The sequence below is a fragment of the Streptomyces sp. NPDC001852 genome (assembly GCF_042891825.1).
GTDB lineage: Bacteria > Actinomycetota > Actinomycetes > Streptomycetales > Streptomycetaceae > Streptomyces.
The window spans coordinates 321,764-336,648 of sequence record NZ_JBIATN010000003.1 but is presented as its reverse complement, the minus strand read 5'-3'; the positions used below and the strand labels follow the sequence as shown (position 1 = coordinate 336,648).

11 protein-coding genes are annotated in these 14,885 nt (G+C 72.5%); 9 read left to right on the top strand and 2 right to left on the bottom strand.

What is annotated here, in order from left to right; translation table 11 throughout:
- Window positions 1–54: 54 nt before the first annotated feature.
- Both ACFYZB_RS06850 and serC read right to left on the bottom strand, forming a co-directional pair.
- On the bottom strand, window positions 55–819 hold the full coding sequence (locus tag ACFYZB_RS06850) for an alpha/beta hydrolase (protein ID WP_388755194.1): 765 nt from the start codon (window positions 817–819) through the stop codon (window positions 55–57).
- A gap of 274 nt (window positions 820–1,093) precedes the next feature.
- Window positions 1,094–2,212 carry a phosphoserine transaminase gene (gene serC, locus ACFYZB_RS06845; protein ID WP_388755191.1) on the bottom strand — a complete coding sequence of 373 codons (1,119 nt, stop codon included), beginning with the start codon at window positions 2,210–2,212 and terminating at the stop codon, window positions 1,094–1,096.
- Between the two features lie 156 nt (window positions 2,213–2,368).
- Between serC and ACFYZB_RS06840 the strand changes: the two genes are divergently transcribed.
- The 9 genes from ACFYZB_RS06840 to ACFYZB_RS06800 all read left to right on the top strand — a co-directional run bounded on the left by ACFYZB_RS06840 (window position 2,369) and on the right by ACFYZB_RS06800 (window position 14,884).
- Entirely contained in the window at window positions 2,369–5,281 is a 2,913-nt protein-coding gene (locus ACFYZB_RS06840; protein ID WP_388755189.1) for an FAD-binding and (Fe-S)-binding domain-containing protein, read from the top strand.
- 55 nt (window positions 5,282–5,336) lie between these two features.
- On the top strand, window positions 5,337–6,104 hold the full coding sequence (locus tag ACFYZB_RS06835) for a metallophosphoesterase family protein (protein ID WP_388755187.1): 768 nt from the start codon (window positions 5,337–5,339) through the stop codon (window positions 6,102–6,104).
- A 42-nt stretch (window positions 6,105–6,146) separates the two neighbouring features.
- The gene (locus tag ACFYZB_RS06830; RefSeq protein ID WP_388755184.1) at window positions 6,147–7,268 is read left to right on the top strand and encodes a lipid II:glycine glycyltransferase FemX; all 1,122 of its coding nucleotides are present in this window, start codon (window positions 6,147–6,149) and stop codon (window positions 7,266–7,268) included.
- Between the two features lie 204 nt (window positions 7,269–7,472).
- Window positions 7,473–7,604, top strand: coding sequence for a hypothetical protein (locus ACFYZB_RS06825; RefSeq protein WP_388755181.1), 132 nt, complete (start codon window positions 7,473–7,475; stop codon window positions 7,602–7,604).
- A gap of 98 nt (window positions 7,605–7,702) precedes the next feature.
- Entirely contained in the window at window positions 7,703–9,673 is a 1,971-nt protein-coding gene (locus tag ACFYZB_RS06820; protein ID WP_388755179.1) for an ABC transporter ATP-binding protein, read from the top strand.
- Window positions 9,674–9,785: 112 nt separating this feature from the next.
- Window positions 9,786–10,724 carry a DMT family transporter gene (locus ACFYZB_RS06815; protein ID WP_388755176.1) on the top strand — a complete coding sequence of 313 codons (939 nt, stop codon included), beginning with the start codon at window positions 9,786–9,788 and terminating at the stop codon, window positions 10,722–10,724.
- A 97-nt stretch (window positions 10,725–10,821) separates the two neighbouring features.
- Window positions 10,822–11,616: a TIGR03084 family metal-binding protein gene (locus ACFYZB_RS06810; RefSeq protein WP_388755173.1), complete on the top strand. Its 795-nt coding sequence runs from the start codon at window positions 10,822–10,824 to the stop codon at window positions 11,614–11,616.
- Window positions 11,613–13,289 carry an acyclic terpene utilization AtuA family protein gene (locus ACFYZB_RS06805; protein WP_388755171.1) on the top strand — a complete coding sequence of 559 codons (1,677 nt, stop codon included), beginning with the start codon at window positions 11,613–11,615 and terminating at the stop codon, window positions 13,287–13,289. Before ACFYZB_RS06810 ends, ACFYZB_RS06805 begins: the two co-directional genes overlap by 4 nt.
- On the top strand, window positions 13,286–14,884 hold the full coding sequence (locus ACFYZB_RS06800) for an acyl-CoA carboxylase subunit beta (protein ID WP_388755169.1): 1,599 nt from the start codon (window positions 13,286–13,288) through the stop codon (window positions 14,882–14,884). Before ACFYZB_RS06805 ends, ACFYZB_RS06800 begins: the two co-directional genes overlap by 4 nt.
- Window position 14,885 lies beyond the last annotated feature (1 nt).

The following is a 14,885-nucleotide window of genomic DNA, read 5'->3' as shown; positions in this document are numbered from 1 at the left end:
CCGAGGCCGCGGCTGTGGCGCCCGGTGGTGAGCCGGGCGCCGCGGCCGCGTACGTCAGGCCGACGCGGTGACCGCTCGGCCGAGGTGCCGGGCGAAGAAGCGGACCGCGCTGTCGGCCTCGAACCGGGGCAGCTCCTTGTGCCTGCCCGAGTTCACGTGCAACGACTTCTCCTTCGAGGCGAAGGCGTCGAACAGCGCGAGCCCCTCCTCGCGAGAGATGTGCTCGTCGTCCCACTGCAGGTCGAACTCGATCGGGATGGTGATCCGCTTCGCCTGCTCGGCCAGGACCTCGGGCCAGTGCTGGCCGAAGACCGCGGCCGTGATCCGGGGTTCGCCCGCCACGAACGGCACGCCGATGGCGGTGCCCATGTTGATGCCCCAGTAGCCGACCGGCCCGTCGCCGCCGATCTCCGGCAGTTCCTGGAGGGCGTCCAGGGTCGCCCGGTACTCGGGCATGGCGAGCTCGGCCAGGTGGGCGTTGTAGCGGACGACGATCGGGCCTTCCGGCTCGCCCGCCGCCCTCGCCCGGAACAGCTCGGCGATTTCCGCCTCGTCGTGCGCCGAGCGCGGCCGGTCGCCGTGACCGGGCGCGTCGATGACGGCGACGTGGAAGCCGCAGCCGGTCACGAGGAGGCGGGCGCGGCCGGACATCGCCGGGTGCTTCTTGTGGTTGCCGCCGCCGTGGCCCATCAGGACCAGGGGCGCGCGATCGGCGCCGGACTCCGGCGACCAGAGGACTCCGGGGACGTCGCCCACGGTGAAGTCGCGCTCGACCATGCCGTTCGACGACGACTCGGAAGTGAACTTGAAAGAGTACATGGCGTGTTGCCTTTCGGGAGTGCCCTGTTGTCCAGGCGCTCCCGGCGACACCTGCGTCAGTCGTCGGCCGTGACGGAAAGGGGGAGCACCCACGTCGGTACAGCGTTCATGGGTCTCACCTCCTCGGGCGGTGTCACGGACAACCGAAAGCTACCAGCCCGGTGATCATCCATCCAGCCCTTTTCGGCTGTGGCGCCAGGACGCGTGAGGGGCGGCCCGCGGTACTCCGCGGGCCGCCCCTCATTCCCGTACCGGGTGACCGGTCAGAGACCGGTCAGAGCTTCTCGATCACGTAGTCCACGCACTTCGTCAGCGCCTCGACGTCCGCCGGGTCGATCGCCGGGAACATCGCGATGCGCAGCTGGTTGCGGCCGAGCTTGCGGTACGGCTCGGTGTCGACGATGCCGTTGGCGCGCAGCACCTTGGCGACGGCGGCGGCGTCGATCTCGTCGGAGAAGTCGATCGTGCCGATGACCTGCGAGCGCTTGGCCGGGTCGGTGACGAAGGGGGTGGCGTACTTGGACTCCTCCGCCCAGGCGTACAGGCGCGTCGAGGAGTCCTTGGTGCGGGCGGTGGACCAGGCGAGACCGCCCTGGCCGTTGAGCCACTCCAGCTGCTGGTTCAGCAGGAACAGGGTGGCGAGGGCCGGGGTGTTGTACGTCTGGTTCTTGCGGGAGTTGTCGATCGCCGTGGGCAGCGAGAAGAACTCCGGGACGTGGCGGCCGGAGGCGTGGACGCGCTCGGCGCGCTCGATCGCGGCCGGGGAGAAGACGCCGATCCACAGGCCGCCGTCGGAGGCGAAGGACTTCTGCGGGGCGAAGTAGTAGACGTCCGTCTCGGACACGTCGACCGGGAGGCCGCCGGCACCGCTCGTCGCGTCCACGAGGACGAGGGAACCGGAGTCGGCTCCCTCGACCCGCTCGATGGGCATCGCGACGCCCGTCGAGGTCTCGTTGTGGGTGAAGGCGTACACGTCGACGCCCGCCTCGGCCCGCGCCTCGGGGTGGGTGCCGGGGTCGGCGGCGATGACGGTGGGCTCGGCCAGCCACGGGGCGAGCTTCGCGGCCTTGGCGAACTTGGAGGAGAACTCGCCGAAGCTCAGGTGCTGGGACTTGTTCTCGATCAGGCCGTGGGTGGCGATGTCCCAGAAGGCGGTGGAGCCGCCGTTGCCGAGGATCACCTCGTAGCCCTCGGGCAGGGAGAACAGCTCGGAGATGCCCTCGCGGACCTTGCCGACCAGGTTCTTGACGGGCGCCTGGCGGTGGGAGGTGCCGAGCAGGGAGCTTCCGGTCGCGGCGAGGGCGTCCAGCGCCTCGGTACGCACCTTGGAGGGGCCCGCGCCGAAACGTCCGTCGGCGGGCTTGATGTCAGCGGGAATCTGGATGTCGGCCACGAGTCGGAGGGTATCCGGTGGGCGAAACCGGGCGGAACCGTGTCCGTCCGATGAGACGAGATCACCGGGCACCGGACTCGTGAATTCGTACGACGATATGTGTGCGGCTGTGGAAAACTTTCGGTGACTGTCCGTGAGCGGATGCATCCTGGACGCATGACGGATCACTCGGGTCTCGAAGCGGAGCTGCGCGGCGCCGTCCGGGGCGAGGTCGGTTTCGACACCACCTCCCGGGCGCTGGTCACCATGGACGCGTCCAACTACCGGCGTGTCCCGGTGGGCGTCGTGGCCCCCAGAGACGCCGACGACGTGGCCGCCGTGCTGGAGGTCTGCCGGGCGCGCGGGGTGCCGGTGGTGGCGCGGGGCGGGGGCACGTCGATCGCCGGGCAGGCGACCGGCACCGGCGTGGTGCTGGACTTCACCCGGCACATGAACGGCCTGCTGGAGCTGGACACGGCCACCCGTACGGCCGTCGTCCAACCGGGGCTCGTCCTCGACCGGTTGCAGGAGGCCGCTGCCCCGCACGGCCTGCGCTTCGGCCCCGACCCGTCCACCCACAGCCGGTGCACCCTCGGCGGCATGATCGGCAACAACTCCTGTGGCTCGCACTCGGTCGCCTGGGGCACGACCGCGGACAGTGTGCGGGAGCTGTCCGTCGTCACCGCGCGCGGGCGCCGGCTGCGGCTCGGCCGGGACTGGGCCGGGGCGCCGGACGGGCTGCGCGAGCTGGCGGAGGGGGAACTGGCGCGGCTGCGCACCGGCTTCCCGGAGCTGCCCCGCCGGATCTCCGGGTATGCGCTGGACGCGCTGCTGCCCGAGAAGGGCGCCGATGTCGCCCGCTCCTTCTGCGGTTCCGAGGGCACCCTCGGCATCCTCACCGAGGCCGTCGTCCAGCTGGTTCAGGCCCCTCGTGCGCGTGCCCTGGCCGTGCTGGCGTACGGCGACGAGAGCGCCGCCGCCGAGGCCGCGGCCGCACTCCTTCCGCTCGGTCCGCTGACGGTGGAGGGCATGGCGGCCGACCTGGTGCGCGCGCCTGCCGGACTGCCCGAGGGGGGCGCCTGGCTGTTCGTGGAGACCGGAGGGGAGTCGGCGGGCGAGGCACGCGCGCGTGCGGAGGACATCGTCCGCGCGGCCCACGTGACCGACTCCCTGGTGGTGACGGACCCGGCCGCGCAGCGCTCCCTGTGGCGCATCCGCGAGGACGCGAGCGGCACGGCGACGCGCATGCCGGACGGCAGCGAGGCCTGGCCCGGCTGGGAGGACTGCGCGGTGCCGCCCGCGAGGCTCGGCGCCTATCTCCGCGACTTCCGCGCCCTGCTCGCCTCCCACGCCCTGCGGGGCACGCCCTACGGCCACTTCGGCGACGGCTGCATCCACGTCCGCATCGACTTCGACCTGCTCACCGAGGCCGGAATCGGCCGCTTCCGCCGCTTCTCCGAGGAACTGGCCGACCTGGTGGTGGAGCACGGCGGCTCCCTGTCCGGGGAGCACGGCGACGGGCAGGCCCGCGCGGAGCTGCTGCCGCGCATGTACGGCGCGGAGACGGTCCGGCTCTTCGAGCGCGCCAAGGCGGTCTGGGACCCCGACGACCTGCTCAACCCCGGCATGCTGGTCCGCCCGGCCCCGCTGGATGCGAACCTCCGCTTCTCCGTCCTGCCGGCGAAGCCCGTCGACGTGGCCTTCGGCTACCCCGCCGACGAAGGCGACTTCCGGGCCGCCGTCCGCCGCTGCGTCGGCGTCGCCAAGTGCCGTACGACCACGGCGTCCGGCCCCGCCGTGATGTGCCCCTCGTTCCGGGCCACCGGCGAGGAGGAGCACTCCACGCGCGGGCGGGCCCGGCTGCTGCACGAGATGCTGGCCGGCGACCTGGTCACCGACGGCTGGCACTCGACGGAGGTCCGTGACGCCCTCGACCTGTGCCTGTCCTGCAAGGGCTGCCGCTCCGACTGCCCGGTCGGCGTCGACATGGCCACCTACAAGGCGGAGTTCCTGCACCACCACTACGCCGGCCGGCGCCGCCCCGCCGCCCACCTCACCATGGGCCGGCTGCCGCAGTGGCTGCGCTGGATCGCCGCCACGCGCACGGCCCCGCTGCTCAACGCCCTCGCCTCGACGGGGCCTTTGGCCCGGTTCGGCAAACGCGTGGGCGGGATCGCGGCGGAGCGGGGGATTCCCCGGCTGGCCACACGGACGTTCACCGGCTGGTGGGGCGGCCGGCGGCCTGCCGAGGGCGGCAGCGGCAGGCTGGTGGTGCTGTGGCCCGACACCTTCACCGAGCATCTGTCCCCGTCCGTCGGCCGGGCCGCCGTCCGAGTGCTGGAGGCCGCCGGACTGCGGGTGGCGCTGCCACCGGCGCTGCTGCCGCGCGGGGGGAGGATCGGCGGCGGGACCGGCGGAAGCGGGACCGGCGGCGGCCGGACCAGGTCGGCCGCCGCGCTGCTCACCGCCCGCCGGGCCCGGGTCTGCTGCGGCCTCACCTACCTCTCCACCGGCCAGCTCGACCGCGCCCGCACGGTCCTGCGGCGCACGCTGGACCTGATGGAGCCGGTGCTGCGGGCCGGGGCCCCGGTCGTCGTCCTGGAACCGAGCTGTGCCGCGGCCCTCCGCACCGACCTGCCCGAGCTGCTGCACGAGGACCCGCGCGCGGCCCGGCTCGCCTCCGCCGTCGTCACCTTCGCCGAGGCCCTTGAGCGGCACGCCCCGCACTGGACCCCGCCCGCCGTGGACCGCCCGGTCGCCGGCCAGACCCACTGCCACCAGCACGCGGTGCTCGGCGACACCCCCGACCACCGACTGCGTGAGGCCGCGGGTCTCACCGGCGAGCTGAGCGGCGGCTGCTGCGGCCTGGCGGGCAACTTCGGCTTCGAGAAAGGCCACTTCGAGGTGTCCAGGGCCTGCGCGGAGGAACAGCTCCTGCCCGCGGTCCGCGCGGCATCGGAGCAGACCGTTCTCCTGGCCGACGGCTTCTCCTGCCGCACCCAGCTGGAACAACTGGCCGGGGTGCGGGGCAGGCATCTGGCGGAGGTGCTGGCTCAGGCGCTGGACCAGGAGACCGGAGGCTCGGAGTGATCGTGCTGCGCCGGTGTCCGGCGGAGGCGACGGACACACGTCACGGGGGCACGAAGTGACCGAGGAATACCGCCGGTTGGCCGTTCTGTCCGACATCCACGGCGTGCTGCCCGCCCTGGAGGCGGTGCTGGCGGAACCCGAGGTGGCGGCGGCCGACCGGATCGTCCTGACCGGCGACATCACGGCGGGCCCGCAGCCGGCCGAGGTGCTGGACCTGCTGCGGGAGCTGGGCGAGAGGGTGTTGTGGCTCGCGGGAAACGCCGACCGGGAGCTGGTGGAGTACCGGCGCGGCGAGCGCACCGGCATCCCCGACCCCATCGGCCCGCACGCGGCCCGGGCCCTCAGAGAGGACCAGGTCGACTTCCTCGCCGCCCTGCCCCGGACGCTCACCCTGCGCGTCCGCGGCCTCGGCACGGTCCTGTTCTGCCATGCCACCCCGCGCGACGACGAGGAACTGGTGCTGGTGGACTCCCGCCCGGACCGCTGGGCGGAGGTCTTCACCGGCCTCGACCCCGCCATCGGCACGGTCGTCTGCGGCCACACCCACATGCCGTACGTCCGCCTCGCGCACGGCCGTCTGGTGGTCAACCCCGGCAGTGTCGGCATGCCGTACGGCCGCCCCGGCGCCCACTGGTGCCTCCTGGGCCCCGGCACCGACCTGCGTGTGACGCCGTACGACATCCCGGCGGCCGTCGCCCGGCTCACGGCGGAGTGCGCCTACCCGGAGATCGCCGAGTGGGCCGACTACTTTCTGTACGCGCGGGCGACCGACACGGAGGTGCTCCAGGCGTGGGGACCGAGGGACGGGCGGGGTGGTTCGTAGGGTGAGGCGATCGGTGATCTCGCGATCTGCGAAGGAGCGCGCATGTCCCTCACCCTCCGGACCATCACCCGCGCCGAGCATCTCGGCTTCGTGGCGGGCCGCCCCTCCGTCAGCCATATGCAGGTGCCGTCGTGGGGGGACGTCAAGGCGGACTGGAAGGCGGAGAGCCTCGGGTGGTTCGAGCCGGACGGACGGCTCGTCGGGGCCGGGCTGGTGCTGCTCAGGCCGCTGCCGAGGATCAGGCGGTACCTGGCCTATCTGCCCGAGGGGCCGGTCATCGACTGGGACTCGGCCGAGCTGGAGCGCTGGCTGGAGCCGATGCTGTCCCATCTCAGGGGGCTGGGCGCGTTCTCGGTGAAGATGGTCCCGCCCGTGGTGGCCCGGCGCTGGAGTCCCGAGGCGGTCAAGGCCGCGATCGCCGACCCGGCCGCGCACCGGCTGCGGGACGCGCCGCCGACCTCGTCCGAGCCGGGCGCCGCGGACCTGGCCGGCCGGCTGCGCCGGATGGGCTGGCGGCAGGCCGAGCCCGGCGGCGAGGAGGGCTTCGCCGCCGGCCAGCCCCGGTACGTCTGCCAGGTGCCGCTCGCCGGACGGTCGTTGGACGACCTCCACCGTGGGCTCAACCAGCAGTGGCGGCGCAACGTCAAGAAGGCCGAGAAGGCGGGGGTGAAGGTCGTCCGGGGCGGCTACGAGGACCTGCCGGCCTTCTACGAGCTGTACGCCGAGACCGCCCGGCGCGACCGGTTCATCGCGCGTCCGCTGCCGTACTTCCAGCGCATGTGGACCGCGCTCACCGCCGAGGACCCCGACCGGATGCGCCTCTACCTCGCCCGGCACGACGGCGACGTCCTCGCGGCGGCCACGATGCTGATCGTCGGCGGGCACGTCTGGTACTCCTACGGCGCCTCCACCGCCCGCAGGCGCGAGGTGCAGCCCAACAACGCCATGCAGTGGCGCATGATGTGCGACGCCCACGAACTCGGGGCGCACGTCTACGACTTCCGGGGCATCACCGACACCCTGGAGGAGTCCGACCACCTCCTCGGCCTGCTGCGCTTCAAGGTGGGCGCGGGCGGCGAGGCCGTGGAGTACGTGGGCGAGTGGGACTTCCCGCTGAACCGTCTGCTGCACAAGGCACTTGACCTCTACATGGCCCGGCGCTGAGCGTCGCACTCATCAGGAGGCTCTCAGGTTCTCAAGGGAACTCTCAGCTTCGGGGCCGACCCCTCAGGATTCACCAAGCTATTCACAGCGCCCCTTTGCCATTTTTGCTCTTCGGTCGCTCGGACGGCGTGTAGCTTCTTCGGTGTCGGGAACGCCGGACGCGGAATTCCCGGACCACAGAACTGCGAAACACTAGGAGTCGGAATGAGCCTCAAGAAGCTCGCCCCGCTGCCCCCGAAGCCGAAGAAGCAGCTCCCGCCCCCGCCCCCGCCGAAGCCCAAGAAGAAGCACGCTCCGAAGCCGCTGCCCAAGCCGCTGCCCGGCCAGGACCACTGAACCGGCTGAGCGAGTAGTGAATTGAAAGGGGCCGATGGTGCACCGTCGGCCCCTTTTTTCGTTTTCGTTCGGGACGGTGATTCAGAAGGGAATCCGTGATGGGTGAAGAGGGTGAAGAATTCGAGTACGACACCCCGGCCATTCCGGCCCGTACCGCATTCCGCCGCTTCTGGCCGCTGACCAAGGGGCTCAGAAAGTGGCTGCTGATCGTCTGGCTGTGCACGGTCCTCGCCGCGCTCGCCGAGACCGGGGCCATTCTGCTGTTCAGCGACCTCACCGACCACGCCCTGCAGAAGGGCTCACTGGCCGCGTTCTGGAGCCCGGCGGGCCAGTGGCTGGCCATCGCGGTGGTCGGCGCGATCGTCGCCTACGCCGGCAACTCCCTTGCCGCCTGGGTGACCGAGCGGTTCGTGATGCGGCTGCGCGAGCACGTCTTCGACCACGTCCAGCAGTTGCCGCCGCACTTCTTCCAGCGTCACCGCCAGGGCGATCTGCTCTCCCGGCTGACCAGCGACGTCGAGTCGATCGAGACGATGGTCGTGTCCGGGCTGGTCGGCGCCGCCTCGGCCGCCTTCTCCGCCCTCTTCTACGCGGCCGCCGCGTTCTGGCTGCGCTGGGACCTGGCCGCCGCCACCTTCGTCCTCGCGCCGCTGTTCTGGCTGACCGCGCGCCGCTTCTCCGGTTCCATCAAGGACGTCTCCCGCGAGGGGCGGGTCGCCGACGGCGCGATCACCTCCGTGGTGGAGGAGTCCCTCGGCACCATCGTGCTCACCCAGGCCTACGGCCGCCGGGACGCCGAGCGCCGCCGGCTGCGCGAGGAGGCGAACGCCTGGTTCCGCGCCTCGGTCCGCTCCACCCGCCTGAACGAGGCGTACGAGCAGCTCGTCCAGGTCATCGAGACGGTGTGCGTGCTCGCGGTGATCGGCATCGGCGCGTGGGAGATCTCCACCGGCCGCATGACCATCGGCCGGCTCCTCGCCTTCGCCGCCTTCCTCGGCTACCTCTATCCACCGGTGCGCGGCCTGGCCCAGCTCGGCCTCACCGTCAACGCCGCCACGGCCGGCGCCGAGCGGCTCATCGAGATCCTGGACGTCCGCCCCTCGGTGACCGACCCGCGTCGCCCTGCGGACTGCGGCCGCCCCGACGGCAGGGTCGAGGTCAGGGGCGTGACCTTCCGCTACCCCGGCGCCGAGAGGGTCGCCGTGCAGGACCTTTCCTTCACGGTCGGCCCCGGCGAGCTCGTGATCGTCACCGGCCCGAGCGGCGCGGGCAAGTCCACGGTCTCCAAGCTCCTGCTGCGGTTCTACGACCCGGACTGCGGGGACGTCCTCCTGGACGGCGTGCCGCTGCGGGACCTCCCCCTGGCCCGCCTCCGCGAGTACGTGACGCTGCTCCCGCAGGAGATGCTCGTCCTGCGCGACACGGTCCGCGCCAACATCGCCTGCGGCCGGCCCGGCGCCGGCGACCAGGCGATCGAGCAGGCGGCGAGGGCGGCCGACGCGCACGAGTTCATCTCGCGACTGCCCGACGGCTACGACACCAGGGTCGACCCCCACTCGGCCCGCCTCTCCGGCGGTCAGCTGCAGCGCCTGGCCATCGCGCGCGCCATCCTGCGGGACGCCCCCGTCCTGGTCCTGGACGAGCCGACGACCGGACTGGACGCGATGGCCGCCCGTCGCGTCGTCAAACCCCTGCGCCGCCTGATGACCGGGCGTACGACGATCATGATCACCCACGACCTCAACCTCGCCCCCGACGCCGACCGCATCCTGGTGGTCGACCGGGGCCGCATCGTGGAGACCGGCCGGCACGACGAACTCCTCGTCCGGGGCGGCGCGTACTCCCGGCTGCACCGCTCGCAGAACAACGCGGTGATGGACACCGGCGAGCTGCGCATGCCGCTGTGGCAGGAGCAGCAGGCGCCGGCGCCGGGGTACGGGCAGGCGCCGGCGTGCCAGCAGCCGTACGGTCACGACGCCTACGCCGCCCCCCTCCCCACCGGCCATCCCACCGCCCTGCCCGACGGTCGCCCCCTCTTCCGCGACCAGGAGGCGTGGCCGGGCATCTGATTCCAGCATCCGGGACAGTCCCTTAAAGGGTTCACGCACCTGTCAGAGTCCATTACCCTGGACCTGCTAGTACATCGAGATGAACGAACCCGATCAAGCACAGGACCGCCCGATGACCGCCACCTCCAGCACCACAACGCCGACCCCGGTCACTCCCGCTCCCGTCGGCGGGCAGAGCCGCTTCGGTTCGCTCGGCCCCCTGGGCCTGGTGCTGGCCGGCGGCATCTCGGTCCAGTTCGGCGGAGCGCTGGCGGTGACCCTGATGCCGAGGGCCGGCGCGCCGGGCGTCGTCACCCTCCGCCTCCTGGCGGCGGCCGTGGTCCTCCTCCTCGTCTGCCGCCCCCGGCTGCGCGGCCACTCCCGCGCCGACTGGGGCACGGTGATCGCCTTCGGCATCGCCATGGGCGCGATGAACGGCCTCTTCTACGAGGCGGTCGCCCGCATCCCGCTCGGCCCGGCGGTCACCCTGGAGGTCCTGGGGCCGCTCTCCCTGTCCGTCCTGGCCTCCCGCCGCGCGATCAACGCGCTGTGGGCGGGCCTGGCCCTGCTCGGCGTCTTCCTGCTGGGCGGCGGAGGCTTCAGCGGTCTCGACCCCACAGGTGTCGCATTCGCCCTGGGTGCCGGCGCCATGTGGGCGATCTACATACTCTTCAGCGCCCGTACGGGCCGCCGTTTCCCCCAGGCGGACGGCCTGGCGCTGGCCATGGCGGTCGCAGCCCTCCTCTTCCTCCCCATCGGCGTCGCCTCGGCCGGCGCCCGCCTCCTGAACCCCACCACCGTCGCGCTCGGCTCGGCGGTGGCCCTGCTCTCCTCGGTCCTCCCCTACACCCTCGAACTCCTGGCCCTGCGCCGCCTGCCCGCCTCCACCTTCGCCATCCTGATGAGCCTGGAGCCGGCGATGGCGGCAACGGCCGGCTTCCTGGTCCTCGGCCAGTCCCTGTCCCCGACGGAAGCCGCCGCCATCGCCCTGGTCATCGCGGCGAGCATCGGTGCGGTTCGTACCCAGGTGGGCCGGGGCGGAGTCCGTGTGGAACCGGCCCCGGAGGCCTGACGGGCCCCATGCCCTGCATCCCGCCCCGGGCGGCCCTCCCGCCAAATTCATGCAAGCATGCTTGATTGTTTCTGGCGCCACTGCCATGCTCGCCCCCATGGCCGACCCGACGCCCGTCATCGACGACCTGCGTGCCGAGAGCGACGAACTGGACCGACTCGTAGCCGAGTTGGCACCTGACCGGTGGACGCTCCCCACCCCCGCGCCCCGGTGGACCATCGCCCACCAGATCGCCCATCTGCACTGGACGGACCGCTCGGCCCTGCTGGCCGTCACCGACGCGGACGCCTTCCACGCACGGGTGGAGAAGGCACTGGCCGCCCCGGACTCCTTCGTGGACGAGGGCGCGGAGGACGGCGCCCGGCTCCCGCCCGCCGAACTGCTGTCGGCCTGGCGCGCCGGTCGCGCCGCCCTCGACCGGGCACTGCGCGCCGCACCACCCGGCGCCCGTTTCCCCTGGTACGGCCCGCCCATGTCGGCCGCCTCCATGGCCACCGCCCGCCTCATGGAGACCTGGGCCCACGGCCTGGACATCGCCGACGCCCTGGATGTGGTCCGAACCCCCACCGAACGGCTCCGGCATGTGGCACGGCTCGGGGTCCGTACCCGCGACTTCGCCTACACCGTCCACCGGCTCACCCCGCCCGCCGAGGAGTTCCGCGTCGAACTCGCCGCACCCACCGGCGAGGTGTGGGCGTACGGCCCCGAGAACGCCCCGCAGCGCGTCACCGGCCCCGCCCTCGACTTCTGCCTCCTCGTCACCCAGCGCGCCCACCGCCGCGACCTCGCCCTGACCGCCGTCGGACCGGACGCCGACCGCTGGCTGGACATCGCGCAGGCCTTCGCGGGCCCGTCCGGCGGAGGCCGCCCGCCGAAGGGGGCCGAGCGGTGAACGCCCTGCGCATCGGCAACTTCTCCGGCTTCTACGGCGACCGGTCCGACGCCCTGCGCGAGATGCTCACCGGCGGCGAGGTCGACGTCCTCACCGGTGACTACCTCGCCGAACTCACCATGCTGATCCTCGCCCGCGACCGGCTGAAGGACCCCGGCGCCGGATACGCCCGCACCTTCCCGCGCCAACTGGAGGTCTGCCTCGGCCTCGCCCACGAGCGCGGGGTGAAGATCGTCACCAACGCGGGCGGGCTGAACCCCGCCGGACTCGCCGCAGCCATACGGCAGTCGGCGGACCGGCTCGGGATCCCGGCCAAGGTCGCCCACGTCGAGGGCGACGACCTCACCGCCACCCACCCCGGCGCCCTCGCCGCCCACGCCTATCTCGGCGGCTTCGGCATCGCCGGGTGTCTGCGGGCCGGCGCGGACATCGTCGTCACCGGGCGGGTGACCGACGCGGCCCTGGTCACCGGTCCCGCCGCGGCCCACTTCGGCTGGCAGCCGGGGGAGTACGACCGGCTCGCGGGCGCCGTCGTCGCCGGGCATGTGCTGGAGTGCGGGACGCAGGCCACCGGCGGGAACTACGCCTTCTTCCAGGAGGGGGACGTACGCCGGCCCGGCTTCCCGCTCGCCGAGATCCACGCCGACGGCAGCAGCGTGATCACCAAGCATCCCGGCACCGGCGGCCTGGTCGACATCGGCACGGTCACCGCGCAGCTGCTGTACGAGACCGGCGGCGGCCGGTACGCCGGGCCCGACGTCACCGCCCGGCTGGACACCGTACGGCTGGGCCAGGACGGGCCGGACCGGGTGCGGATCGCGGGCGTGCGGGGCGAGGCGCCACCGCCGGACCTGAAGGTCGGCGTCAACCGGCTCGGCGGCTTCCGCAACGAGGTCGTCTTCGTCCTCACCGGACTCGACATCGAGGCCAAGGCCGAACTGGTGCGGGCACAGCTCACCGACGCGCTCGCGAAATCGCCGCCCGCCGAGGTCCGTTGGGAGCTGGTCCGCACCGACCGGGCCGACGCCGACACCGAGGAGACCGCGAGCGCCCTGCTGCGGCTCGTCGTACGCGACCCGGACGAGCGGGTCGTCGGACGGGCGCTGAGCGGGGCCGCCGTGGAGCTGGCGCTGGCCAGCTATCCGGGCTTCCATGTGCTCTCCCCACCGGGAAAGGGCTCGCCTTATGGGGTCTTCGAGGATGTGGCTGTACCCCATGGTGCCGTGGACCATGTGGCGGTCCTCCATGACGGACGGCGTGTCCCCGTGCCGCCGCCCCAGGAAACGCGCCCCCTGGAGGCCGTACCGGAACCCGTCCTCCCCGACCCGCTCCCGCCCGGTCCGACCCGCCGCGCACCCCTCGGGCTGGTCGCCGGGGCCCGCAGCGGGGACAAGGGCGGCAGCGCGAACGTCGGTGTCTGGGCCCGTACCGAGGAGGCCTGGCGGTGGCTCGCGCACGAGCTGACCGCCGAAAGGTTCCGGCAGCTGATCCCCGAGAGCCGGGACCTGCCGGTCACCCGGCATCTGCTGCCGAACCTGCGCGCGGTCAACTTCGTCGTCGAGGGCATCCTCGGCGCGGGCGTCGCGGCGCAGGCCCGCTTCGACCCGCAGGCCAAGGCCCTCGGCGAATGGCTGCGCTCCCGCCACGTGGACATCCCGGAGGCCCTCCTGTGACCATCCTGACCTCGGCCCTGGACCCGGCCGGCCCCGACCACCGGGCCAACCGCGAGGCCATGCTCGCCAAGATCGCCGAACTCGATGCCGAGCACGCCAAGGCGCTCGCGGGCGGCGGCGAGAAGTACGTGCAACGGCACCGCGAGCGCGGCAAGTTGCTCGCCCGCGAGCGGATCGAGCTGCTGCTCGACCCGGACACGCCCTTCCTGGAGCTGTCCCCGCTCGCCGCCTGGGGGAGTGACTACACGGTCGGCGCCTCGCTCGTCACCGGCATCGGCGTGGTCGAGGGCGTGGAGTGCCTGATCACCGCCAACGACCCGACCGTGCGCGGCGGCGCGAGCAACCCGTGGAGCCTGAAGAAGGCCCTGCGGGCGAATGACATCGCGCTCGCCAACCGGCTGCCCTGCATCTCCCTGGTGGAGTCCGGCGGCGCCGACCTGCCGTCCCAGAAGGAGATCTTCATCCCCGGCGGCGCCATCTTCCGCGACCTGACCCGGCTCTCCGCCGCCGGCATCCCGACCGTCGCCGTCGTCTTCGGCAACTCCACCGCCGGCGGTGCCTACATCCCCGGCATGTCCGACCACGTGATCATGGTCAAGGAGCGGGCGAAGGTCTTCCTCGGCGGGCCGCCGCTGGTGAAGATGGCCACCGGCGAGGAGAGCGACGACGAGTCCCTGGGCGGCGCGGAGATGCACGCGCGCGTGTCGGGGCTCGCCGACTACTTCGCCGTGGACGAACCGGACGCGCTGCGCCAGGCCCGCCGGGTGGTCGCCCGCCTGGGCCACCGCAAGGCCTACCCGGATCCCGGCCCCGCCGAGCCGCCCAAGTACGACCCGGAGGAGCTGCTGGGCATCGTCCCCGGTGACCTGAAGACCCCCTTCGACCCGCGCGAGGTCGTCGCACGGATCGTCGACGCCTCCGACTTCGACGAGTTCAAGCCGCTGTACGGGACCAGCCTGGTCACCGGCTGGGCGGCCCTGCACGGCTACCCGGTCGGCATCCTGGCCAACGCCCAGGGGGTTCTGTTCAGCGCGGAGTCGCAGAAGGCCGCCCAGTTCATCCAGCTCGCCAACCAGCGTGACATCCCGCTGCTCTTCCTGCACAACACCACCGGCTACATGGTCGGCCGGGAGTACGAGCAGGGCGGGATCATCAAGCACGGCTCGATGATGATCAACGCGGTCAGCAACAGCCGCGTTCCGCACCTGTCCGTGCTCATGGGGGCGTCGTACGGCGCCGGTCACTACGGCATGTGCGGGCGGGCGTACGACCCCCGCTTCCTGTTCGCCTGGCCCAGCGCCAAGTCCGCCGTCATGGGCCCGCAGCAGCTCGCCGGCGTGCTGTCGATCGTCGCCCGCCAGTCGGCGGCGGCGAAGGGCCGGCCGTACGACGAGGACGCGGACGCCGCCCTGCGCGCGATGGTGGAGCAGCAGATCGAGTCCGAGTCGCTGCCGATGTTCCTGTCCGGGCGGCTGTACGACGACGGCGTCATCGACCCGCGCGACACCCGCACCGTCCTCGGCCTGTGTCTGTCCGCGATCCACACCGCGCCCTACGAGGGCGCGCGCGGCGGCTTCGGCGTCTTCCGGATGTGAC

Bases quoted from the DNA above. Each gene is read 5' to 3' on its own strand.
- ACFYZB_RS06830 (WP_388755184.1), top strand. From the start codon at position 6,147: ATGTCCCTCACCCTCCGGACCATCACCCGCGCCGAGCATCTCGGCTTC.
- ACFYZB_RS06810 (WP_388755173.1), top strand. From the start codon at position 10,822: ATGGCCGACCCGACGCCCGTCATCGACGACCTGCGTGCCGAGAGCGAC.
- ACFYZB_RS06825 (WP_388755181.1), top strand. From the start codon at position 7,473: ATGAGCCTCAAGAAGCTCGCCCCGCTGCCCCCGAAGCCGAAGAAGCAG.
- ACFYZB_RS06850 (WP_388755194.1), bottom strand. From the start codon at position 819: ATGTACTCTTTCAAGTTCACTTCCGAGTCGTCGTCGAACGGCATGGTC.
- ACFYZB_RS06815 (WP_388755176.1), top strand. From the start codon at position 9,786: ATGACCGCCACCTCCAGCACCACAACGCCGACCCCGGTCACTCCCGCT.
- ACFYZB_RS06840 (WP_388755189.1), top strand. From the start codon at position 2,369: ATGACGGATCACTCGGGTCTCGAAGCGGAGCTGCGCGGCGCCGTCCGG.
- ACFYZB_RS06820 (WP_388755179.1), top strand. From the start codon at position 7,703: ATGGGTGAAGAGGGTGAAGAATTCGAGTACGACACCCCGGCCATTCCG.